At 52.2% G+C, this 23,262-nt stretch carries 16 protein-coding genes and 3 rRNA genes; 10 read left to right on the top strand and 9 right to left on the bottom strand.

Features of this window, described 5'->3' with window-relative positions; translation table 11 throughout:
- Positions 1-69 precede the first annotated feature (69 nt).
- The 3 genes from ABGB15_RS21290 to rrf all read left to right on the top strand — a co-directional run bounded on the left by ABGB15_RS21290 (position 70) and on the right by rrf (position 4,894).
- A 16S ribosomal RNA gene (locus ABGB15_RS21290) occupies positions 70-1,611 on the top strand.
- A 198-nt stretch (positions 1,612-1,809) separates the two neighbouring features.
- A 23S ribosomal RNA gene (locus tag ABGB15_RS21285) occupies positions 1,810-4,714 on the top strand.
- 64 nt (positions 4,715-4,778) lie between these two features.
- A 5S ribosomal RNA gene (rrf, locus tag ABGB15_RS21280) occupies positions 4,779-4,894 on the top strand.
- Together the 16S, 23S and 5S rRNA genes form the textbook arrangement of a ribosomal RNA operon.
- A 93-nt stretch (positions 4,895-4,987) precedes the next feature.
- Here the strand turns inward: rrf and mobB are convergent.
- Together mobB and mobA are read right to left on the bottom strand one after the other, a co-directional pair.
- Complete coding sequence (mobB, locus tag ABGB15_RS21275; RefSeq protein WP_215723784.1) at positions 4,988-5,491, bottom strand: molybdopterin-guanine dinucleotide biosynthesis protein MobB; 504 nt, start codon at positions 5,489-5,491, stop codon at positions 4,988-4,990.
- Complete coding sequence (gene mobA / locus ABGB15_RS21270; protein ID WP_215723783.1) at positions 5,488-6,072, bottom strand: molybdenum cofactor guanylyltransferase MobA; 585 nt, start codon at positions 6,070-6,072, stop codon at positions 5,488-5,490. Before mobA ends, mobB begins: the two co-directional genes overlap by 4 nt.
- 68 nt (positions 6,073-6,140) lie before the next feature.
- Between mobA and ABGB15_RS21265 the strand changes: the two genes are divergently transcribed.
- The 3 genes from ABGB15_RS21265 (at position 6,141) to dsbA (ending at position 8,124) form a co-directional block, all read left to right on the top strand.
- Positions 6,141-6,410, top strand: coding sequence for a YihD family protein (locus tag ABGB15_RS21265; RefSeq protein WP_003861904.1), 270 nt, complete (start codon positions 6,141-6,143; stop codon positions 6,408-6,410).
- A gap of 75 nt (positions 6,411-6,485) precedes the next feature.
- On the top strand, positions 6,486-7,472 hold the full coding sequence (locus tag ABGB15_RS21260; protein ID WP_152082846.1) for a serine/threonine protein kinase: 987 nt from the start codon (positions 6,486-6,488) through the stop codon (positions 7,470-7,472).
- Between the two features lie 28 nt (positions 7,473-7,500).
- Complete coding sequence (gene dsbA / locus ABGB15_RS21255) at positions 7,501-8,124, top strand: thiol:disulfide interchange protein DsbA (RefSeq protein WP_152082847.1); 624 nt, start codon at positions 7,501-7,503, stop codon at positions 8,122-8,124.
- 26 nt (positions 8,125-8,150) lie between these two features.
- On the opposite strand, the gene ABGB15_RS21250 is transcribed toward dsbA, so the two are convergent.
- Positions 8,151-9,059 (bottom strand): acyltransferase, encoded by a 909-nt coding sequence (locus ABGB15_RS21250; protein ID WP_215723782.1) that lies wholly within the window; start codon positions 9,057-9,059, stop codon positions 8,151-8,153.
- Positions 9,060-9,497: 438 nt separating this feature from the next.
- Between ABGB15_RS21250 and polA the strand changes: the two genes are divergently transcribed.
- Positions 9,498-12,290 (top strand): DNA polymerase I, encoded by a 2,793-nt coding sequence (polA, locus tag ABGB15_RS21245; RefSeq protein WP_152082849.1) that lies wholly within the window; start codon positions 9,498-9,500, stop codon positions 12,288-12,290.
- A 311-nt stretch (positions 12,291-12,601) separates the two neighbouring features.
- Here the strand turns inward: polA and yihA are convergent, their stop codons facing one another.
- A complete protein-coding gene (gene yihA / locus ABGB15_RS21240; protein WP_215723781.1) occupies positions 12,602-13,231 on the bottom strand; it encodes a ribosome biogenesis GTP-binding protein YihA/YsxC in 630 nt (209 codons plus the stop codon).
- Between the two features lie 579 nt (positions 13,232-13,810).
- On the opposite strand from yihA, the gene yihI reads away from it, so the two are divergent.
- Positions 13,811-14,326: a Der GTPase-activating protein YihI gene (yihI, locus tag ABGB15_RS21235; protein WP_152082851.1), complete on the top strand. Its 516-nt coding sequence runs from the start codon at positions 13,811-13,813 to the stop codon at positions 14,324-14,326.
- A gap of 188 nt (positions 14,327-14,514) precedes the next feature.
- A complete protein-coding gene (hemN, locus tag ABGB15_RS21230) occupies positions 14,515-15,888 on the top strand; it encodes an oxygen-independent coproporphyrinogen III oxidase (protein ID WP_215723780.1) in 1,374 nt (457 codons plus the stop codon).
- A gap of 73 nt (positions 15,889-15,961) precedes the next feature.
- Here the strand turns inward: hemN and ABGB15_RS21225 are convergent, their stop codons facing one another.
- The 4 genes from ABGB15_RS21225 to glnA form a co-directional block, all read right to left on the bottom strand.
- Positions 15,962-16,072 carry a YshB family small membrane protein gene (locus tag ABGB15_RS21225; protein ID WP_152082854.1) on the bottom strand — a complete coding sequence of 37 codons (111 nt, stop codon included), beginning with the start codon at positions 16,070-16,072 and terminating at the stop codon, positions 15,962-15,964.
- Positions 16,073-16,172: 100 nt separating this feature from the next.
- The gene (gene glnG, locus ABGB15_RS21220) at positions 16,173-17,585 is read right to left on the bottom strand and encodes a nitrogen regulation protein NR(I) (RefSeq protein WP_152082855.1); all 1,413 of its coding nucleotides are present in this window, start codon (positions 17,583-17,585) and stop codon (positions 16,173-16,175) included.
- Between the two features lie 11 nt (positions 17,586-17,596).
- A complete protein-coding gene (gene glnL / locus ABGB15_RS21215; RefSeq protein WP_152082856.1) occupies positions 17,597-18,646 on the bottom strand; it encodes a nitrogen regulation protein NR(II) in 1,050 nt (349 codons plus the stop codon).
- 176 nt (positions 18,647-18,822) lie between these two features.
- Complete coding sequence (gene glnA / locus ABGB15_RS21210) at positions 18,823-20,232, bottom strand: glutamate--ammonia ligase (RefSeq protein ID WP_003861925.1); 1,410 nt, start codon at positions 20,230-20,232, stop codon at positions 18,823-18,825.
- Positions 20,233-20,609: 377 nt separating this feature from the next.
- Here glnA and typA point away from each other — a divergent pair, with 377 nt between their 5' ends.
- Positions 20,610-22,433 (top strand): ribosome-dependent GTPase TypA, encoded by a 1,824-nt coding sequence (gene typA, locus ABGB15_RS21205; RefSeq protein ID WP_152082857.1) that lies wholly within the window; start codon positions 20,610-20,612, stop codon positions 22,431-22,433.
- A gap of 79 nt (positions 22,434-22,512) precedes the next feature.
- Here the strand turns inward: typA and ompL are convergent, their stop codons facing one another.
- Complete coding sequence (gene ompL, locus ABGB15_RS21200; RefSeq protein WP_215723779.1) at positions 22,513-23,199, bottom strand: porin OmpL; 687 nt, start codon at positions 23,197-23,199, stop codon at positions 22,513-22,515.
- Positions 23,200-23,262: the final 63 nt, after the last annotated feature.

Genomic DNA, 23,262 nt, shown 5'->3' with positions numbered 1-23,262 from the left:
AATGAATACCAAGTCTCTGAGTGAACATACGTAATTCATTACGAAGTTTAATTCACGAGCATCAAACTTAAATTGAAGAGTTTGATCATGGCTCAGATTGAACGCTGGCGGCAGGCCTAACACATGCAAGTCGAGCGGCAGCGGAAAGTAGCTTGCTACTTTGCCGGCGAGCGGCGGACGGGTGAGTAATGTCTGGGAAACTGCCTGATGGAGGGGGATAACTACTGGAAACGGTAGCTAATACCGCATAACGTCGCAAGACCAAAGAGGGGGACCTTCGGGCCTCTTGCCATCAGATGTGCCCAGATGGGATTAGCTGGTAGGTGGGGTAACGGCTCACCTAGGCGACGATCCCTAGCTGGTCTGAGAGGATGACCAGCCACACTGGAACTGAGACACGGTCCAGACTCCTACGGGAGGCAGCAGTGGGGAATATTGCACAATGGGCGCAAGCCTGATGCAGCCATGCCGCGTGTATGAAGAAGGCCTTCGGGTTGTAAAGTACTTTCAGCGGGGAGGAAGGTGTTGTGGTTAATAACCGCAGCAATTGACGTTACCCGCAGAAGAAGCACCGGCTAACTCCGTGCCAGCAGCCGCGGTAATACGGAGGGTGCAAGCGTTAATCGGAATTACTGGGCGTAAAGCGCACGCAGGCGGTCTGTCAAGTCGGATGTGAAATCCCCGGGCTCAACCTGGGAACTGCATTCGAAACTGGCAGGCTGGAGTCTTGTAGAGGGGGGTAGAATTCCAGGTGTAGCGGTGAAATGCGTAGAGATCTGGAGGAATACCGGTGGCGAAGGCGGCCCCCTGGACAAAGACTGACGCTCAGGTGCGAAAGCGTGGGGAGCAAACAGGATTAGATACCCTGGTAGTCCACGCTGTAAACGATGTCGACTTGGAGGTTGTGCCCTTGAGGCGTGGCTTCCGGAGCTAACGCGTTAAGTCGACCGCCTGGGGAGTACGGCCGCAAGGTTAAAACTCAAATGAATTGACGGGGGCCCGCACAAGCGGTGGAGCATGTGGTTTAATTCGATGCAACGCGAAGAACCTTACCTGGTCTTGACATCCACGGAAGTTTTCAGAGATGAGAATGTGCCTTCGGGAACCGTGAGACAGGTGCTGCATGGCTGTCGTCAGCTCGTGTTGTGAAATGTTGGGTTAAGTCCCGCAACGAGCGCAACCCTTATCCTTTGTTGCCAGCGGTTAGGCCGGGAACTCAAAGGAGACTGCCAGTGATAAACTGGAGGAAGGTGGGGATGACGTCAAGTCATCATGGCCCTTACGACCAGGGCTACACACGTGCTACAATGGCGCATACAAAGAGAAGCGACCCCGCGAGGGCAAGCGGACCTCATAAAGTGCGTCGTAGTCCGGATTGGAGTCTGCAACTCGACTCCATGAAGTCGGAATCGCTAGTAATCGTGGATCAGAATGCCACGGTGAATACGTTCCCGGGCCTTGTACACACCGCCCGTCACACCATGGGAGTGGGTTGCAAAAGAAGTAGGTAGCTTAACCTTCGGGAGGGCGCTTACCACTTTGTGATTCATGACTGGGGTGAAGTCGTAACAAGGTAACCGTAGGGGAACCTGCGGTTGGATCACCTCCTTACCTTAAAGAACCTGCCTTTGTAGTGCTCACACAGATTGTCTGATGAATGATGAACTTCTGAATGTACTTTTGAGTGCATTAAGAAGTTTTGCTCTTTAAAAATCTGGATCAAGCTGAAAATTGAAACGACACATCTTTAAGGTGTGTTCGAGTCTCTCAACTTTTCGCAATCAGAAGTGAAACATCTTCGGGTTGTGAGGTTAAGCGACCAAGCGTACACGGTGGATGCCCTGGCAGTCAGAGGCGATGAAGGACGTGCTAATCTGCGAAAAGCGCCGGCGAGGTGATATGAACCTTTGACCCGGCGATGTCCGAATGGGGAAACCCAGTGCAATCCGTTGCACTATCGTTAACTGAATACATAGGTTAACGAGGCGAACCGGGGGAACTGAAACATCTAAGTACCCCGAGGAAAAGAAATCAACCGAGATTCCCCCAGTAGCGGCGAGCGAACGGGGAGCAGCCCGGAGTCTGAATCAGCGTGTGTGTTAGTGGAACGGTCTGGAAAGTCCGACGGTACAGGGTGATAGTCCCGTACACGAAAATGCACATGCTGTGAACTCGAAGAGTAGGGCGGGACACGTGGTATCCTGTCTGAATATGGGGGGACCATCCTCCAAGGCTAAATACTCCTGACTGACCGATAGTGAACCAGTACCGTGAGGGAAAGGCGAAAAGAACCCCGGCGAGGGGAGTGAAAAAGAACCTGAAACCGTGTACGTACAAGCAGTGGGAGCCTACTTGTTAGGTGACTGCGTACCTTTTGTATAATGGGTCAGCGACTTATATTCTGTAGCAAGGTTAACCGAATAGGGGAGCCGAAGGGAAACCGAGTCTTAACTGGGCGTTAAGTTGCAGGGTATAGACCCGAAACCCGGTGATCTAGCCATGGGCAGGTTGAAGGTTGGGTAACACTAACTGGAGGACCGAACCGACTAATGTTGAAAAATTAGCGGATGACCTGTGGCTGGGGGTGAAAGGCCAATCAAACCGGGAGATAGCTGGTTCTCCCCGAAAGCTATTTAGGTAGCGCCTCGTGAACTCATCTTCGGGGGTAGAGCACTGTTTCGGCTAGGGGGCCATCCCGGCTTACCAACCCGATGCAAACTACGAATACCGAAGAATGTTATCACGGGAGACACACGGCGGGTGCTAACGTCCGTCGTGAAGAGGGAAACAACCCAGACCGCCAGCTAAGGTCCCAAAGTCATGGTTAAGTGGGAAACGATGTGGGAAGGCACAGACAGCCAGGATGTTGGCTTAGAAGCAGCCATCATTTAAAGAAAGCGTAATAGCTCACTGGTCGAGTCGGCCTGCGCGGAAGATGTAACGGGGCTAAACCATGCACCGAAGCTGCGGCAGCGACACTATGTGTTGTTGGGTAGGGGAGCGTTCTGTAAGCCGTTGAAGGTGTGCTGTGAGGCATGCTGGAGGTATCAGAAGTGCGAATGCTGACATAAGTAACGATAAAGCGGGTGAAAAGCCCGCTCGCCGGAAGACCAAGGGTTCCTGTCCAACGTTAATCGGGGCAGGGTGAGTCGACCCCTAAGGCGAGGCCGAAAGGCGTAGTCGATGGGAAACAGGTTAATATTCCTGTACTTGGTGTTACTGCGAAGGGGGGACGGAGAAGGCTATGTCGGCCGGGCGACGGTTGTCCCGGTTTAAGCATGTAGGCGGAGGTTCCAGGTAAATCCGGTACCTTTTTAACGCTGAGGTGTGATGACGAGGCACTACGGTGCTGAAGTGACAAATGCCCTGCTTCCAGGAAAAGCCTCTAAGCATCAGGTAACACGAAATCGTACCCCAAACCGACACAGGTGGTCAGGTAGAGAATACCAAGGCGCTTGAGAGAACTCGGGTGAAGGAACTAGGCAAAATGGTGCCGTAACTTCGGGAGAAGGCACGCTGATATGTAGGTGAAGCCCCTGCGGGTGGAGCTGAAATCAGTCGAAGATACCAGCTGGCTGCAACTGTTTATTAAAAACACAGCACTGTGCAAACACGAAAGTGGACGTATACGGTGTGACGCCTGCCCGGTGCCGGAAGGTTAATTGATGGGGTTAGCGGCAACGCGAAGCTCTTGATCGAAGCCCCGGTAAACGGCGGCCGTAACTATAACGGTCCTAAGGTAGCGAAATTCCTTGTCGGGTAAGTTCCGACCTGCACGAATGGCGTAATGATGGCCAGGCTGTCTCCACCCGAGACTCAGTGAAATTGAACTCGCTGTGAAGATGCAGTGTACCCGCGGCAAGACGGAAAGACCCCGTGAACCTTTACTATAGCTTGACACTGAACACTGGTCCTTGATGTGTAGGATAGGTGGGAGGCTTTGAAGCGTGGACGCCAGTCTGCGTGGAGCCGCCCTTGAAATACCACCCTTTAATGGCTGGTGTTCTAACGTGGACCCGTAATCCGGGTTGCGGACAGTGTCTGGTGGGTAGTTTGACTGGGGCGGTCTCCTCCCAAAGAGTAACGGAGGAGCACGAAGGTCAGCTAATCCTGGTCGGACATCAGGAGGTTAGTGCAATGGCATAAGCTGGCTTGACTGCGAGCGTGACGGCGCGAGCAGGTGCGAAAGCAGGTCATAGTGATCCGGTGGTTCTGAATGGAAGGGCCATCGCTCAACGGATAAAAGGTACTCCGGGGATAACAGGCTGATACCGCCCAAGAGTTCATATCGACGGCGGTGTTTGGCACCTCGATGTCGGCTCATCACATCCTGGGGCTGAAGTAGGTCCCAAGGGTATGGCTGTTCGCCATTTAAAGTGGTACGCGAGCTGGGTTTAGAACGTCGTGAGACAGTTCGGTCCCTATCTGCCGTGGGCGCTGGAGAACTGAGGGGGGCTGCTCCTAGTACGAGAGGACCGGAGTGGACGCATCACTGGTGTTCGGGTTGTCATGCCAATGGCACTGCCCGGTAGCTAAATGCGGAAGAGATAAGTGCTGAAAGCATCTAAGCACGAAACTTGCCCCGAGATGAGTTCTCCCTGACTCCTTGAGAGTCCTGAAGGAACGTTGAAGACGACGACGTTGATAGGTCGGGTGTGTAAGCGCAGCGATGCGTTGAGCTAACCGATACTAATGAACCGTGAGGCTTAACCTTACAACGCCGAAGATGTTTTGGCGAAGAGACACGATTTTCAGCCTGATACAGATAACAGAATTTGCCTGGCGGCTGTAGCGCGGTGGTCCCACCTGACCCCATGCCGAACTCAGAAGTGAAACGCCGTAGCGCCGATGGTAGTGTGGGGTCTCCCCATGTGAGAGTAGGGAACTGCCAGGCATCAATTAAGTGAAGAGGCCATCCGGAAGGATGGCCTTTTTGCGTTTCTGAACCGCCGAATTTTGTAGGCCGGGTAAGGCAAAGCCGCCAAAGTCAGACCGCACACCACTCCAGAATAAACTCCGCAATCCCTTCCACATTATTCAAATCCAGAATTGGCACTTCCAGCGAAAGCGCAACATCACTGGCCACAGCAATCACATGCTCATCCAGCGTTAACTCGTGAACATCATGCCCGGTATCGCTTCTGAATAGCAGGATCTTCGCAACATCCTCATGCTTGAAGCCCTCAACCAGCACTAAATCCAGCGTGGAATGATCCATCCGGCTGACAAGATAAGCGAGATCCAGCGGTGCTTCATCCGGTGTTTCTGTCATCAACGCCCAACGCTGATTGCTCGCCACCATCGTTTGTGCTGCGCCCGCCTTACGCAGCTCATAGCTGTCTTTTCCCGGCTTATCAACATCCATATTATGGTGAGTATGCTTAATCAATCCGGGGCGAATACCTTTAGCGCAAAGCGCTGGTATTAGTTTCTTCAGCAGCGTGGTTTTACCTGTGCCGCTCCATGCGGCAATCGCTAATACGGGGATCATTTATGCTCCTGCATCGTCTGCAAATCTTCTGTCGTATTCACGTTCACAAATGCGGATTTCAGATCGCCAAAATCAACCGAATGGCCGCCAGACTGGCGCATAAACGCCATTACTCTTCGTTCTCCAGCAGCCAGATAATCTTGCATATCAGGTTCTAGCTCGCTGTTAATCAATGCGATTGTAGGATGATCACGCTCGCCGTCGTGTACCCATACTACGGGCGAATTACCACGATGCTGTACCAGGCGTTCCACCAGGCAAGACGGGATAAACGGCGTATCGCATGAACAAAAGAGAAACCATTCACCCTTTGACTGCTGCATAACCGAGAGCATACCCGCCAGCGGCCCTGGGTAATCCGCCAGGTTATCCTGGTAAACGGGATACCCGCTTTGCTGATAAGTATTGATATGACGATTGGCACTAATCGCTATGGATGCAACCTGAGTTTCAAGCGAATCAGCAACATGCAGCCATAATGGTTTGCCATTCAGGAGTTGAAGTCCCTTATCTTTACCGCCCATTCGCGTCGCTCTGCCACCGGCCAGAACGACCCCGATAATTTCCCGACACTCATTCACGAATATCGCCTCTTTTATTGTGGGATTGACCCTGCTAACGTGTCTCTCTAAATGAAAGGAGCACCATTATGAAATGTAAACGTCTGAATGAAGTTATTGAACTCCTCCAGCCAGCCTGGCAGAAAGAGCCCGAGCTGAATCTGATGCAATTTTTACAGAAACTGGCGAAAGAGTCAGGTTTTGACGGCGAACTGGCTGACCTTTCTGACGATATCCTGATCTACCACCTCAAAATGCGCGACTCTGCTAAAGATGCTGTAATTCCGGGTATTCAGAAAGATTATGAGGAAGATTTTAAAACGGCACTGCTACGAGCGCGTGGCGTAATTAAAGAGTAAAACCTTGTAAGCGGAGCCACCGAAATCGCCACAAGATGATATCCTGAATCATTCGTATAATTTCCGGATGATCGGATGAACGACCAGGCTTTTACTTTCCAGACACTACACCCGGATACCATTATGGATGCGCTGTTCGAGCAGGGTATTCGGGTGGATTCCGGGCTAACCCCTTTAAATAGCTACGAAAACCGCGTCTATCAATTTCAGGACGAGGATCGCCAGCGCTTCGTCGTAAAGTTCTATCGTCCCAAGCGCTGGTCGGCAGAACAGATTCAGGAAGAGCACCAGTTTGCCCACGATCTGCTGGATGACGATGTACCCGTTGCTGCACCTCTGAAATTCAATAACCAATCGCTGCTCACGCACGAAGGGTTTTACTACGCCGTATTTCCAAGCCTGGGCGGCCGTCAGTTTGAAGCTGATAATATTGATCAAATGGAATGGGTTGCTCGCTATCTGGGGCGCATTCACCAGACGGGACGCAAAAAACCGTTTATTTCCCGCCCGACTATCGGTATTCAGGAATATCTTATCGAGCCCCGCCAGGTATTCGATAACTCGACGCTTATCCCTGGTGCGCTTAAGGATAATTTCCTCCACGCGACCGATAAACTTATTGATGCGGTAAAAGACTGCTGGCGTGAGGATATTCCTGTCCTGCGCCTGCATGGCGATTGTCATGCGGGTAATATTCTCTGGCGCGATGGTCCTCTGTTTGTCGATCTTGATGATGCGCGCATGGGCCCCGCGATTCAGGATCTGTGGATGCTGCTCAACGGTGATAACGCTGAGCAACGCATGCAGCTTGAAACCATTATTGAAGCGTATGAAGAATTTAGCCCCTTTAATTCAGACGAAATTGCCTTGATAGAGCCTTTACGTGCGATGCGTTTTGTTTATTATCTCGCATGGTTAATCAGGCGTTGGGAAGATCCCGCATTTCCCCGAAATTTCCCGTGGCTTGCCGGAGAGGATTACTGGCGCAACCAGATATCCACTTTTACCGAGCAGGTTAAGGTTCTTCAGGAACCGCCTCTACAATTAACGCCGATGTACTAAATTGGACACACCCAGGAGAAAGTTGATCATGAAAAAAATTTGGCTGGCGCTGGCAGGTATGATTCTGGCATTTAGCGCTTCTGCTGCGCAGTTTACCGACGGCAAGCAGTACATCACGCTGGACAAGCCGGTTGCTGGCGAGCCACAGGTGCTGGAGTTCTTCTCGTTCTACTGCCCACATTGCTATCAGTTCGAGCAGGTGCTGCATGTTTCTGATAACGTGAAGAAAAAGCTGCCAGAAGGCACCAAAATGACGAAATACCACGTTGAGTTCCTTGGCCCGTTGGGCAAAGATCTGACTCAGGCGTGGGCGGTTGCGATTGCACTGGGTGTGGAAGATAAGATCACCTCCCCAATGTTCGAAGCCGTACAAAAAAACCAGACTGTTCAAACCACTGCGGATATCCGCAAAGTGTTTGTTGATGCCGGTGTGAAAGGCGAAGACTACGACGCAGCGTGGAACAGCTTCGTGGTGAAATCGCTGGTTGCTCAGCAGGAAAAAGCCGCCGCTGACCTGCAGTTGCAGGGCGTTCCGGCAATGTATGTTAACGGCAAATATCAGCTGAACATGCAGGGCATGGACACCAGCAGCATGGATATCTTCGTACAGCAGTACGCAGACACCGTGAAATACCTGGTTGAGAAAAAGTAATCCTTTCGCAAAAATAAAAACGCCGGTCAATGACCGGCGTTTTTATATGAAGATTTTATGTTGTTTATCCGCTCATCTTTTTCTTTCCAGAGCGTATTAAGCCAAAGCTGGAAACGACGTTTGAAATTCTTATCGTTCACATAATCCCCATGCAGTTCAGCATCGACTGGCAACAGATCAACGCGCACGACAATGCGCGTCAGTTTACCGCTAAGCATATCGTAAAACGGCGTTTTGTCGTTTTCCGGGTAGCAGAGCGTGACGTTGAGTAATTTATCGAACTGCTCACCCAGCACGTTAAGTGCCATTGCAATGCCCGCCGCCTTAGGGGGTAGCAGGTTCTGATAAGGGGAGCGCGTCTGTTGACGTTTCTCTTCGGTAAAACGAGAGCCTTCGACAAAGTTAACAATCGTCGTCGGATGCGCGCGAAACTTCTCGCAGGAGCGGCGCGTGGTTTCCACATCCTTCCCACGGCGTTCCGGATGACGAATTAAATAACTGCGCGAATAGCGTTTCATAAACGGCATATCCAGCGCCCAGCAGGCCAGACCAATAAAAGGAACCCAGGCAAGCTGTTGCTTCAGAAAGTATTTATTCATCGGGATGTGTTTACGAAACAGAACACACAAAATAACGATATCTGCCCAACTGTGGTGATTGCAGATCAGCAAATACCAGTTCTTTTTGTTCAGCCTGTCCAGACCTTCAACATCCCATTTGAGATGTGGGTTCAGATGCAACAGGATCGCCAGCCCTTCACACCAGCAGTACATCATGAAATTACAAAAAGCAGATACCGCTCGCCATACCGGAGGCACAGGCAGCAACAGTTTAATTATTCCGGCGACAATGATCGGTACAGAACAGGCGACGGTAACCAGAATAGTTAAAAGGATGCTTAGCAGTAATGTTATCGCAGCGAGAAATCTCGACATAATGAATATTTTCAGATAGTTAGCTGTAATTGAGCAGCCGGCTATCCGGTGCTGGGCGCTGATTTTACCAGAAATTAGACAAAAGCAGCGTGCTTTCACGCGGTGAGTTTGTGGCTTTACCGGCCAGACAGCGGATTCATCCAGGCGAGAACACTAAGCGGGCCTTATATCCACATAGTCTAAATTGTCATCAGTTAGACATATTGACAAAGATCGATTTATAACAGACTGATATAGAAAGTAAAATTACACTCTCCTGTATCAAATTAACGAACGTTATTCATCTGAATTTAAAATATACACAAACTTATCCACAGATTGAATTTGCGAGCGATCTTCACGATCGCAAAATCTTTTCCTCTATCTGGCGCTAAAAACTGATGTTTTCATCCTTCTGTGGCATCCTTTACCCATAAATTAATTAAAGGCACGGACATTATGGTTCAGATCCCAGAAAACCCTCTTATTCTCGTCGACGGCTCTTCTTACCTGTATCGGGCGTATCATGCGTTTCCTCCTCTGACCAATAGCGCAGGGGAACCGACCGGCGCGATGTACGGTGTGCTTAACATGCTGCGTAGCCTGATTCTTCAGTATCAGCCATCCCATGCGGCGGTCGTTTTTGATGCGAAGGGCAAAACCTTCCGTGATGAGCTGTTTGAGCATTACAAATCTCACCGTCCGCCAATGCCAGACGACCTGCGTGCGCAGATCGAGCCACTGCATGCGATGGTGAAAGCGATGGGCTTACCGTTGCTGGCCGTGTCTGGTGTAGAAGCCGATGACGTGATCGGCACCCTGGCGCGTGAAGCGGAAAAACTGGGCCGTCCGGTACTGATCAGCACCGGCGATAAAGATATGGCGCAGCTGGTGACGCCAGGTATCACTCTGATTAACACCATGACTAACACCATTCTGGGGCCGGAAGAGGTGGTGGCAAAATATGGCGTGCCGCCAGAGCTGATTATCGACTTCCTCGCGCTGATGGGCGACTCCTCGGATAACATCCCTGGGGTGCCAGGCGTAGGTGAAAAGACCGCTCAGGCGTTGCTGCAGGGGCTGGGAGGGCTGGATACGCTGTACGCGGAGCCTGAAAAAATCGCCGGGCTCACCTTCCGTGGTGCAAAAACCATGGCCACGAAACTGGAAGATAACAAAGAGGTGGCGTACCTCTCTTATCAGTTGGCAACGATCAAAACCGACGTTGAGCTGGAGTTAACCTGCGAGCAGCTGGAAGTCCAGGAGCCAGCCGCTGATGAACTGCTTGGCCTGTTTAAGAAATACGAATTCAAACGCTGGACCTCTGACGTGGAAGCCGGCAAATGGCTGCAGGCAAAAGGGGCGAAGCCCGCTGCGAAGCCGAAAGAGACGATTGTTGTGGATGCCGAAGAACAGGCAGAGGAAGAGGCCACAGCACTCTCCTTCGATAACTATGAGACCGTTCTCGAAGAGTCACAGCTCGTCGCCTGGATCGAGAAACTGAAAAAAGCGCCAGTATTTGCCTTCGATACGGAAACCGATAGCCTCGATAACATCTCAGCCAATATGGTAGGTCTGTCATTTGCGACAGAGCCGGGCGTTGCTGCCTATGTGCCCGTTGCGCATGACTATCTGGATGCGCCCGATCAGATCTCGCGCGAACGCGTACTCGAACTCATGAAGCCCATTCTTGAAGATGACAAGGCGCTTAAGGTCGGGCAAAACCTCAAATACGATCGCGGTATTCTGCAAAACTACGGTATTGAACTGCGCGGTATTGCTTTCGATACCATGCTGGAATCCTACATTCTGGACAGCGTAGCGGGCCGACATGATATGGACTCCTTATCTGACCGCTGGCTCAAGCACAAAACTATCACCTTTGAAGAGATTGCCGGTAAAGGGAAAAATCAGCTCACCTTTAACCAGATTGCTCTGGAAGAGGCGGGGCGCTATGCGGCGGAAGATGCCGATGTCACGCTGCAGCTGCATCTGAAAATGTGGCCAAAACTACAGAAGCATGAAGGCCCACTGAATGTGTTCCAGCATATCGAAATGCCACTGGTACCAGTGCTTTCCCGTATTGAACGCAACGGTGTGAAAATCGACCCAACGGTACTGCATAACCATTCTGGTGAGCTTGCACAGCGCCTGACTGAACTTGAGCAAAAGGCACATGAACTCGCTGAGGAGCCGTTTAACCTCTCGTCTCCGAAACAGCTACAAACCATCCTGTTTGAAAAAAAGGGTATCAAGCCGCTGAAGAAAACCCCTGGCGGCGCGCCTTCGACGTCTGAAGAGGTGCTGGAAGAGCTGGCGCTGGATCACCCGCTACCGAAAGTTATTCTGGAGTATCGCGGTCTGGCGAAGCTGAAATCGACCTACACCGACAAGCTGCCGCTGATGATCAACCCGAAAACGGGCCGCGTGCATACCTCTTATCACCAGGCAGTTGCAGCGACAGGGCGACTCTCATCAACCGATCCAAACCTGCAGAACATTCCGGTACGTAATGAGGAAGGGCGTCGTATTCGTCAGGCCTTTGTCGCTCCGGATGACTATTTGATTGTCTCAGCCGACTACTCGCAAATCGAACTGCGCATTATGGCGCATTTATCGCGCGATAAAGGCCTGCTGACGGCCTTTGCAGAAGGCAAGGATATTCACCGGGCGACTGCCGCTGAAGTGTTTGGCTTGCCGCTGGAGAGCGTGACAAACGAACAGCGTCGCAGTGCGAAAGCGATCAACTTCGGTCTGATTTACGGCATGAGCGCGTTTGGCCTTTCGCGACAGCTCAATATTCCGCGTAAAGAGTCGCAGAAGTATATGGATCTCTACTTCGAGCGTTATCCGGGCGTACTGGAGTATATGGAACGCACCCGCGCACAGGCGAAAGAGAAAGGCTACGTCGAAACGCTGGACGGCCGTCGACTTTATTTGCCGGATATCAAATCCAGCAACGCGGCGAGACGTGCTGGCGCAGAGCGTGCGGCGATCAATGCCCCGATGCAGGGAACGGCTGCAGACATCATTAAGCGCGCAATGATTGCCGTAGATGCCTGGCTGGAAAAAGAGAAACCACGTGTGAAAATGATCATGCAGGTACACGATGAACTGGTGTTCGAAGTGCACAAAGACGATCTGGAAAACGTGTCGAAGAAGATCCACGAACTGATGGAAAGCAGCATGAAACTGGACGTGCCGTTGCTGGTGGAAGTGGGCAGTGGAGAAAACTGGGATCAGGCTCACTAAGGGTTCATCGAATAACGCGCGTTTTATGTAAGTTAGCAACATAACGACGTGCGTTTTGTGACGATCATTAGAATTCCCTATGTAAAGAATGAAAAAAAACTACAAAAAGTGCTTTGTCTACAGATAAAAAAGGGGTAGAGTTAACGGCGTAGGGTACAGAGGTAAGATGTTCTATCTTTCAGACCTTTTACTTCACGTAATCGGATTTGGCTGAATATTTTAGCCGCCCCAGTCAGTAATGACTGGGGCGTTTTTTATTGCGGCAAAGAAAATTCGGGCAAAAAAAAGCGCGGACATTGCCGCGCCGGGTATTACTCTTCTTCCGCTTCTTTCGCGGGTTCCAGCTCGTTAAACCAGTTGTCGAGCTTCTGGCGCAGCTTGTCCACGCCCTGTTTTTTCAGCGAGGAGAATGGCTCAACCTGCACATCGCCATTAAAGGCCAGCACTGCTTCGCGAACCATATTCACCTGCGCTTTACGCGCACCGCTTGCCAGCTTATCCGCTTTTGTCAGCAGTACCAGCACTGCAATATCACTTGCTACAGCCCAGTCGATCATCTGCTGATCGAGATCTTTTAGCGGGTGGCGAATATCCATCAGCACCACCAGACCTTTCAGGCATTGGCGTTTTTCCAGGTATTCACCCAGCGCGCGCTGCCATTTGATCTTCATCTCTTCCGGAACTTGCGCATAACCGTAGCCCGGCAAGTCGACCAGGCGTTTGCCTTCAGCCACTTCAAACAGGTTAATCAGCTGCGTTCGGCCAGGGGTTTTTGAGGTACGCGCCAGGCTCTTCTGATTCGTCAGCGTATTCAGAGCGCTGGATTTCCCCGCATTGGAGCGGCCAGCAAATGCCACTTCAATGCCCGTATCGGAAGGCAGGTGGCGAATATCGGGCGCACTGGTGACAAAATGCGTCTGTTGGTAGTTCCAGGTAGTCACGTGGTCGTCTCCAAAAATCGTAATCTGCGGGGGATTATACCTGAATGCGGGCAAAAGGCTTTTCTCATCGTAAGAAGCCTGTAAGCGAAAACCCTGGTAATTGTAAGAGATCTGCCATAAAGGCTATGGGAGATTTAAGAGAAATCGCAGGCGTTAAAAAATGCAAAATCTTTAAAATCAGTAAGTTAATGTTAGGTAATTATCTGAAAATCCATTTTTGTACTCTTTCGTTGCTTGTTAGTTTAAAGGAACAAGGTAAAGTGTGCGTCAAGGCGAGGATGCCAACAGGATAACGACTTAAGGATAAGGGTCAGGAGCGCCAGGAGGCGAAGACTCAGGATAGTCAGGATGACCAGCGCCTGGAGGCGTTTTAACAGGAAACGGAACGATATCACGGACGATAGTGGCTAAGGGATAAACAGGGTTTGTTGTTGGCAAACACGGAATGTCTGACCCGTTAAGGGTTGTGAGTCAGGAAAAAAGGCGACAGATTGCTCTGTCGCCTTTTTTCTTTGCTTGCTTTCTGCTAGATTTCGCCGCAATTCTATACTGAAGAAAACGACTTAAAGATAAAACATCATGAAAAAACCGACCTCCGCTGCGGGCGCGAAACGCCCGGCAAAAGCACGCCGCAAAACGCGCGAAGAACTGAACCAGGAAGCGCGCGATCGCAAACGCGATAAAAAGCATCGTGGCCATGCTGCGGGAAGCCGTGCGAACGGTGGCGGTGCAGCGGGCAATTCTGCAAAAGGCAAACAGCAGAAAGATCCTCGTATCGGCAGTAAAACTCCCATTCCACTGGGCGTGACAGACACCCCGGTCACTAAGCAGCACAAACCAAAGAGCGAGAAACCTATGCTTTCACCGCAGGCTGAGCTGGATATGCTGGAGAACGATGAGCGCCTGGATGCGCTGCTGGAACGTCTTGAAGAGGGTGAAACCCTGACCGCCGAAGAGCAGTCATGGGTTGATGCCAAACTGGACCGCATTGATGAACTGATGCAGAAACTTGGTCTGTCTTACGATGATGAAGAAGACGAAGAGGAAGACGAAAAGCAGGAAGATATGATGCGTCTTCTGAAGGGTGGAAACTAACATTTGCACCCGGCAGGTACACTCGTCCTGCTTATAACCCTTCCGGTTATATGTTATCTGGTGTGGTTATTCGTTAAACTACGGCGGTTGTCGCGGCGACAGAAGTGGCTGCGCACCCGAATGATGGCCCACAATGGGGTCAGAACGGGCCGCCGTATACGAACGCGACACCAACGGAAGGAGTGAGCATGTCTGTACCATCTATCGACTGGGATTTGGCCCTAATCCAGAAATATAACTATTCCGGGCCGCGTTACACCTCATACCCCACCGCGCTGGAGTTCTCCGATGTCTTCGGCGAGGCGGATTTTCAGCAGGCGGTCGCGCGCTACCCTGAGCGCCCGCTGTCGCTCTACGTCCATATTCCGTTTTGCCACAAGCTCTGCTACTTCTGCGGCTGCAATAAAATTATTACTCGCCAGCAGCACAAAGCAGACCAGTATCTCGATGCGCTCGAACAAGAAATTCTGCACCGCGCACCGCTGTTTAAAGGGCGTCACGTCAGCCAGCTTCACTGGGGCGGCGGTACACCAACCTACCTGAATAAAGCGCAGATCAGCCGTCTGATGGCGCTGCTGCGTGGTAACTTCCATTTTAACGATAACGCCGAAATCTCGATCGAAGTCGATCCGCGTGAAATCGAACTGGATGTCCTGGATCACTTACGCAAGGAAGGTTTCAACCGCCTGAGCATGGGCGTGCAGGATTTCAACAAAGAGGTGCAGCGTCTGGTCAACCGCGAGCAGGACGAAGAATTTATCTTCGCCTTACTCAACCATGCGCGTGACATCGGCTTTACCTCGACCAATATCGACCTCATTTACGGCCTGCCGAAGCAGACGCCGGAGAGCTTCGCCTTCACGCTGAAACGTGTGGCTGAACTCAACCCGGACCGCCTGAGCGTCTTTAACTATGCACATTTGCCGACGCTATTCGCCGCACAGCGCAAAATCAAAGACACCGACCTGCCATCCGCCCAACAGAAGCTGGATATCCTGCAGGAAACCATCACCTCGCTGACCGATACTGGCTATCAGTTTATCGGCATGGATCACTTTGCCCGCCCGGATGACGAGCTGGCGATTGCCCAGCGTGAAGGCGTTCTGCACCGTAATTTCCAGGGCTATACCACGCAGGGCGATACCGATCTGCTGGGTATGGGCGTCTCGGCTATCAGCATGATTGGCGACTGCTACGCGCAAAACCAGAAAGAGCTAAAACAGTATTATCAGCAGGTGGATGAAACCGGTAATGCCCTGTGGCGCGGTATCGCGCTAACCCGCGACGACTGCATTCGTCGTGATGTGATTAAGGCGCTTATCTGCAACTTCCGCCTCGTCTTTAGCGACGTGGAAGCACAATGGGATCTGCAATTTAGTGATTACTTTGCCGAAGACCTGAAGCTGATTGCGCCGCTGGCGAAAGATGGGCTGGTGGATGTCACGGAGAGTGCGATTGAGGTTACGCCGAAAGGGCGTCTGTTGATTCGTAACATCTGCATGTGTTTCGATGCGTATCTGCGGCAGAAGGCGCGTATGCAGCAGTTCTCGCGGGTGATTTAAGGCGCATTACCAAAAGCGTGAAATGTAGGCCGGGTAAGGCGAAGCCGCCACCCGGCTTTTACATTCAAACCCGCTAGCTAAACAGCCCAACCAGCGCCGCACACAACACAGCAGCTACGGCGGTTTGTGGCGTGTGGCTTTCCGCTGCTCCGCTTGAGAGCAAATTTACGAATGATTCCAGCATGATGATCCCCCCAATTTCCGGGCACGATCATACAAAACTCATCGGAACAGTAAAGCGCAAAATAACGGCAATTTGCGCTCAATTAATCATCTTTACACAGCTATTCCATGCCCAGTTCTTTCAGCTTGCGCGTCAGGGTATTGCGTCCCCACCCCAGCAAGCGGGCGGCTTCCTGTTTATGCCCCTGCGTATGACGAAGCGCAGTGGTTAACAGCGTGCGTTCCATCTCCGGCTGAGCCTCAGAGAGCAAGTTTTGATGACCGGAACGCAGCGCGCGGTCAGCCCACTGCGCCAGCAGCGTCGCCCAGCTGTCCGGCAGCGCTTGCCCGGTACTGCTCTCTGGTGCAGTGGCTTCAAACAATTCAGCCGGTAAATCCTGAATCAGCACTTCCTGCCCGGCGGCCATGACCGTCAGCCAGCGGCAGGTATTTTCCAGCTGACGCACGTTACCCGGCCACGCCAGGCGGGTGAGGGCGGCATCGGTTTCCGGATGAAGCTGTTTGGCTTCCACACCCAGTTCGCGGGCGGCTACCTGCAGGAAGTGACGCGCCAGACGGGGAATGTCTTCACGACGCTCACGCAGCGGCGGCAGATGAACACGGATAACGTTCAGACGGTGGAATAAATCCTCACGGAATTTCCCCTCCTGCACGCGCAGCTCCAGGTTCTGGTGCGTTGCGGCGATAATGCGTACATCCACTTTCACCGGGGCATACCCCCCCACGCGATAAAACTGTCCGTCGGCCAGCACGCGCAGCAGGCGGGTCTGAACGTCCAGCGGCATATCGCCAATTTCATCCAGGAACAGCGTCCCGCCATCGGCCTGTTCGAAGCGCCCCTGACGAATGGTATTCGCGCCGGTAAACGCCCCTTTTTCGTGGCCAAACAGCTCGGATTCAATCAAATCCTTCGGGATCGCCGCCATGTTCAGGGCGATAAACGGCGCTTTTGCTCGCGGGCTGTGGCGGTGCAATGCATGGGCAACCAGCTCTTTACCGGTTCCCGATTCGCCGTTAATCAATACGCTGATGGATGAACGCGACAAACGACCAATGATGCGAAACACATCCTGCATGGCAGGCGCTTCACCGATGATGTCCGTGGTTGGGCCAAAATCGGGGGTATTACGGGGCTGCTGCTGTTCCTGATAGTGGCTGATGGCGCGCTCAACCAGGGCCACCGCTTCGTCGATATCAAACGGTTTAGGCAGATAATCGAACGCCCCTTGCTGGTACGCGCTGACGGCAGCGTCCAGGTCGGAGTGTGCCGTCATTATGATGACCGGAAGCATAGGGTGACGCTGTTTGATCTGCTTTAAAAGCGCCAGCCCGTCCATTCCCGGCATGCGAATATCCGACAGCAGAACATCCGGCGTTTTGGTGGTGAGTGCATCGAGCACCTCGCTGCCGCTCTCAAACGTCGTGCAGCTTAAACCCGCCCCCGTGAGTGCGCGTTCAAGCACCCAACGGATGGAGCTATCGTCATCGACTACCCAGACTATCCCTCGTTGCATAAACGTCACCTTTATTTTTTAATCGGCAGGAAAACCGAAAACTCGGTATGTCCCGGCCAACTGGTAAATTCAATTTTGCCAGAGTGTTGGTCGATCAAATTACGGGCAATGGAGAGTCCCAGCCCGGTGCCGCCTTCGCGGCCGCTTACCATCGGGTAGAACAACGTGTCCTGCAGATGCGACGGAATACCCGGTCCGTTATCTTCCACATCAATGCGTGCCGCCAGACGATAACGCACGCCGTGCAAAGTGAGCTGGAACGCGGTGCGGGTACGCAAAATGATTTCGCCCCCTTCTGGCCCCAGCGCCTGCAGGGCATTGCGCACAATATTCAGCAGAACCTGTTCAATCTGATCCGGATCGTGCGCCAGTTCCGGCAGGCTTGGGTCGTAATCGCGCACCAGCGTGATGTTCTCCGGCAGCTCCATCGAAACGAGCTTCACCACCCGCTCCGCCACCTTGTGAATGCTTTCCGAGACATGCATTCCCGGCTGTTGCGGCCCGAGCAGACGGTCAACCAGATTACGCAGGCGATCGGCCTGTTCAATGATGACGTTGGTGTACTCCGCCAGTGCAGGGTCGGGCAGCGCTTTGGTCAGGAGTTGTGCCGCGCCGCGTAAGCCACCCAGCGGGTTTTTGATTTCATGGGCCAGGCCACGCACCAGGTCGCGGGCAGCGATTTGCTGTGCGTGCTGAAGCTGCTCCTGGCTGAGCCGACGCTGATTATCCATCGGTGCCATTTCGAGCAAGATCAACCCGTCAGGCAGGCGCTGCGCCGTCAGAGAAAGAATATGCGAACGCCCGTCGATCACCAGCGTCACTTCGTTATCGGTGAATCCCTGACCGGCCTGCAAACTTTCCTGCATCAGGCCAATATTCAGCGAAAAATAACTCAGTAATTCCGGAAGTGGCGTACCAAACAGTTTACGTGCGCTTTGGGCGAGCAGCTGTTGCGCCGCCGGGTTGGCGTAATGCACCGCCAGCTCGTCGTCGACCAGCAAGATACTGTTAATTAAAGAATTGAGGATCTGCCCAGCATCGGGCAGCGTGCCAGTTGCCATTCAGCAGTCTCCTGGAGTTGGTTGCACTAATTTAGTGCAGTATAGCTTTTTGGGCGCAAAAAGCGCGTGAGATCAGGTTGTTGGTGGAGAAAAAAGCCCATCCGAAGATGGGCTGAAAGTTTCCACGGCAACAAAAAATCTTCTGGCGAGTGTCTCGCCGGGTATTAATTTTTTACTTAAACGCTGTAGTACAGTTCGAACTCAACCGGATGCGGAGTCATACGCACGCGGTCATTCTCTTCAGTACGCAGCGCAATGTAAGCATCGATAGCTTCATCAGTGAACACGCCGCCAGCCGTCAGGAACTCACGGTCTGCGTCCAGCGCCTGCAGGGCTTCTTCCAGAGAGCCAGCAACCTGTGGGATCTCTTTCGCTTCTTCTGGCGGCAGGTCGTACAGGTTTTTGTCCATCGCTTCGCCTGGGTGGATCTTGTTCTTGATACCGTCCAGACCGGCCATCAGCAGTGCTGCGAAGCACAGGTACGGGTTAGCAGCCGGGTCCGGGAAGCGCACTTCGATACGACGTGCTTTCGGAGACGCAACCACCGGGATACGGATAGAAGCAGAACGGTTACGGGCAGAGTACGCCAGCATGACTGGTGCTTCGTAGCCTGGGACCAGACGCTTATAGGAGTTAGTGGTTGGGTTTGCCAGGGCGTTGATCGCTTTAGCGTGTTTGATAACACCGCCGATGTAGTGCAGCGCCTGCTCAGACAGACCGGCATATTTGTCGCCAGAGAACAGGTTAGTACCGTTCTTGGACAGGGACATGTGGCAGTGCATACCGGAACCGTTGTCGCCAAACATTGGTTTTGGCATGAAGGTCGCGGTCTTACCGAAACGGTGCGCCACGTTGTGTACAACGTATTTGTAGATCTGAATCTCATCCGCTTTTTTGGTCATGGTGTTGAAGCGGGTCGCGATTTCGTTCTGGCCAGCGGTCGCCACTTCGTGGTGATGCGCTTCAACAACCAGGCCCATCTCTTCCATGATCAGACACATGGTAGAACGGATATCCTGTGAAGAATCGACCGGAGGAACCGGGAAGTAACCGCCTTTCACGCCAGGACGGTGACCTTTGTTACCACCTTCGTATTTGGTGGAAGAGTTCCATGCACCTTCGATGTCATCGATGGCAACGTGAGAACCTGAAATAGACGCGCCGAAACGGATATCGTCAAACAGGAAGAACTCTGGCTCTGGCCCGAACAGAACGGTGTCTGCAATGCCGGTAGAACGCAGGTACTCTTCAGCACGTTTCGCAATGGAACGTGGGTCGCGGTCATAGCCCTGCAGGGTGCCTGGCTCGAGAATATCGCAGCGGATGATCAGGGTTGGTTCTTCGTAGAACGGATCAATCAGCGCAGTAGTGGCATCTGGCATCAGAACCATGTCGGATTCGTTAATACCTTTCCAGCCGCCAATGGAGGAGCCGTCAAACATTTTGCCTTCTTCAAAGAATTCGGCGTTCACCTGATGAGCAGGGATCGTGACGTGCTGTTCTTTACCTTTGGTATCGGTGAAGCGCAGATCAACAAACTTCACTTCATGTTCGTTCAGCATCGTCAAAACGTGTTCAGCGGACATACTTAACTCTCCAGATTGGTCATTGTCGTCGTGGTAACGAGGTCTTCAAATCGGCTGTGCTGCCATCTTTTTACTGTATTTGTATAAAGCGAAATCTGTGCCAACTTTTAAAACACCCCAAAAAGGCGTTATCATGCGCACCATAGTGCAAAAGGGCTGCACCACGATGGTTTTGTTGCACCAGTGTAGTGCTTCAATGTGAACATTGAGCACCATATTGGTGCAATTTACGTTAAAGTGCCCTTTTACCGCTCCGTGAAAGCGATCACAAAGCATCTCTGCAATACTTGTTTGCGGGGGATGTTTGTGATCCTGTTTTGTAGTGCGATTAATCCGTGTACAATAACGCGCTATTTCTAAATGCCTGAGGCAAAGTTGTGATCGAAAAATTGCGTAACATCGCCATCATCGCGCACGTCGACCATGGTAAAACTACCCTGGTTGATAAGCTGCTGCAGCAGTCCGGTACGTTTGATGCTCGTGCCGAAACTCAAGAGCGTGTGATGGACTCCAACGATTTGGAGAAAGAGCGTGGGATTACCATCCTCGCTAAAAACACCGCTATCAAATGGAATGACTACCGTATCAACATCGTTGATACCCCAGGGCACGCCGACTTCGGTGGTGAAGTTGAACGTGTAATGTCCATGGTAGACTCCGTTCTGCTGGTCGTTGACGCAATGGATGGCCCAATGCCCCAGACGCGCTTCGTGACCAAAAAAGCGTTTGCTCATGGTCTGAAGCCAATCGTTGTTATCAACAAAGTTGACCGTCCTGGCGCGCGTCCTGACTGGGTTGTTGACCAGGTATTCGACCTGTTCGTTAACCTCGACGCGACCGACGAGCAGCTGGACTTCCCTATCGTTTACGCCTCTGCGCTGAACGGTATCGCAGGTCTGGATCACGAAGACATGGCTGAAGACATGACTCCGCTGTACCAGGCGATTGTTGACCGTGTTCCTGCGCCAAACGTTGACCTGGAAGGCACCCTGCAGATGCAGATCTCTCAGCTCGATTACAACAACTATGTTGGCGTCATCGGCATTGGTCGTATCAAGCGCGGTAAAGTGAAGCCTAACCAGCAGGTCACTATCATTGATAGCGAAGGCAAAACCCGTAACGGTAAAGTCGGTAAAGTACTGACTCACCTGGGCCTTGAGCGTATCGAGAGCGACATTGCTGAAGCTGGCGACATCATTGCAATCACCGGTCTGGGTGAACTGAACATCTCCGACACCATCTGCGATCCGCAGAACGTCGAAGCGCTGCCAGCTCTGTCCGTTGATGAACCAACCGTATCGATGTTCTTCAACGTCAACACCTCTCCGTTCTGTGGTAAAGAAGGTAAGTTCGTTACCTCCCGTCAGATCCTTGACCGTCTGAACAAAGAGCTGGTGCACAACGTTGCGTTGCGCGTTGAAGAAACCGAAGACGCTGATGCATTCCGCGTTTCTGGTCGTGGTGAGCTGCACCTGTCAGTTCTGATCGAAAACATGCGTCGTGAAGGTTTCGAGATGGCGGTTTCCCGTCCGAAAGTTATCTTCCGCGAAATCGACGGCCGTAAACAAGAGCCGTTCGAAAACGTAACACTGGACGTTGAAGAGCAGCACCAGGGTTCTGTGATGCAGGCTCTGGGTGAGCGTAAAGGCGACCTGAAAAACATGAATCCAGATGGCAAAGGCCGCGTACGTCTCGACTACGTGATCCCAAGCCGTGGCCTGATCGGCTTCCGTTCTGAGTTCATGACCATGACCTCCGGTACGGGCCTGCTGTACTCCACCTTCAGCCATTACGACGACGTGCGTCCGGGCGAAGTGGGCCAGCGTAACAACGGCGTGCTGATCTCCAACGGTCAGGGTAAAGCGGTTGCGTTTGCGCTGTTCGGTCTGCAGGATCGCGGTAAGCTGTTCCTGGGTCACGGTGCTGAAGTTTACGAAGGCCAGATCATCGGTATTCACAGTCGTTCTAACGACCTGACCGTTAACTGCCTGACCGGTAAGAAACTGACCAACATGCGTGCGTCCGGTACTGACGAAGCCACGGTTCTGGTTCCACCGATCAAGATGACGCTGGAGCAAGCTCTGGAATTCATCGATGACGACGAACTGGTAGAAGTGACTCCTCAGTCAATTCGTATCCGTAAACGTCACCTGACCGAGAACGATCGTAAACGTGCTATGCGCGGTGCGAAAGAAGACTAATACGGTCAATCCGTAGGCCGGGTAAGCGCGAGCGCCACCCGGCAACTAAAAAGCCGCTGAGAGATCAGCGGCTTTTTTATTAGAACGAGTACCGTAACCCCAACCGAATCCGGTACTGCTCCCGGTTGTAATCATTCCATCGGTCCAGCCACTGGAGTTCGAGGTACGGCAGCCAGTTTCTGTCGATCCTGTAGCTGAACTTATTGGTAATTTCCCAGTGATGGTCTTTGCCATTTTTGCTGTGGTAATCGTTCACGCGCTGGAAAAAGTGCGGCTCAAAGGTGTAGAAAAACGCATCCGTGACGTTGAAATTCCAGTAGTTGGCAAACTCGTGCGTGTCGTTCTTATCCATCTGCCCGTTATAGTCCGGCGTGTCGTAATTATTATGGTTATAGCGATAGCGGAACGTCAGATTAAACCAGTCCGTAAATTTATAGTTAGTATCTAAATAAACCGCGCCACCCGATCCGGCGCTGCTGTCGTTAATCAAGCCGCCGGGCTGGAAGGTCAGTTTGTCGGTCGGTTTGAAGAGGGGATACCACCCCTCGATTTCGTTATAGCTGTGCTTAAGTTCGTCCCATTTCCCCACGTTATAGGCATTGGTGAACATCAACCCTGCGCCCATATCGAAGTTATAGCCAGCACGCAGGATTACCTCGTGCAGTTCAGAGGCCGTATTGTATGCTTCGCGGGTTTCGACATACGCCCCGGCAAATACCGGGCAGGACACAGACGACACGATCAGTACAGTGATGATTCTTTTCATAATTTGTCCATGTATCAGGTACAGAAAGGCCACCCTCCTGATTAACAGGAAGGAAATAACGGC

The organism is Enterobacter sp. MALB-1, from assembly GCF_041021625.1.
Classification (GTDB): Bacteria; Pseudomonadota; Gammaproteobacteria; order Enterobacterales; family Enterobacteriaceae; genus Enterobacter; species Enterobacter oligotrophicus.
Note: the sequence above shows the minus strand (reverse complement) of the source record. Positions and strands in the feature narration are given on the sequence as shown.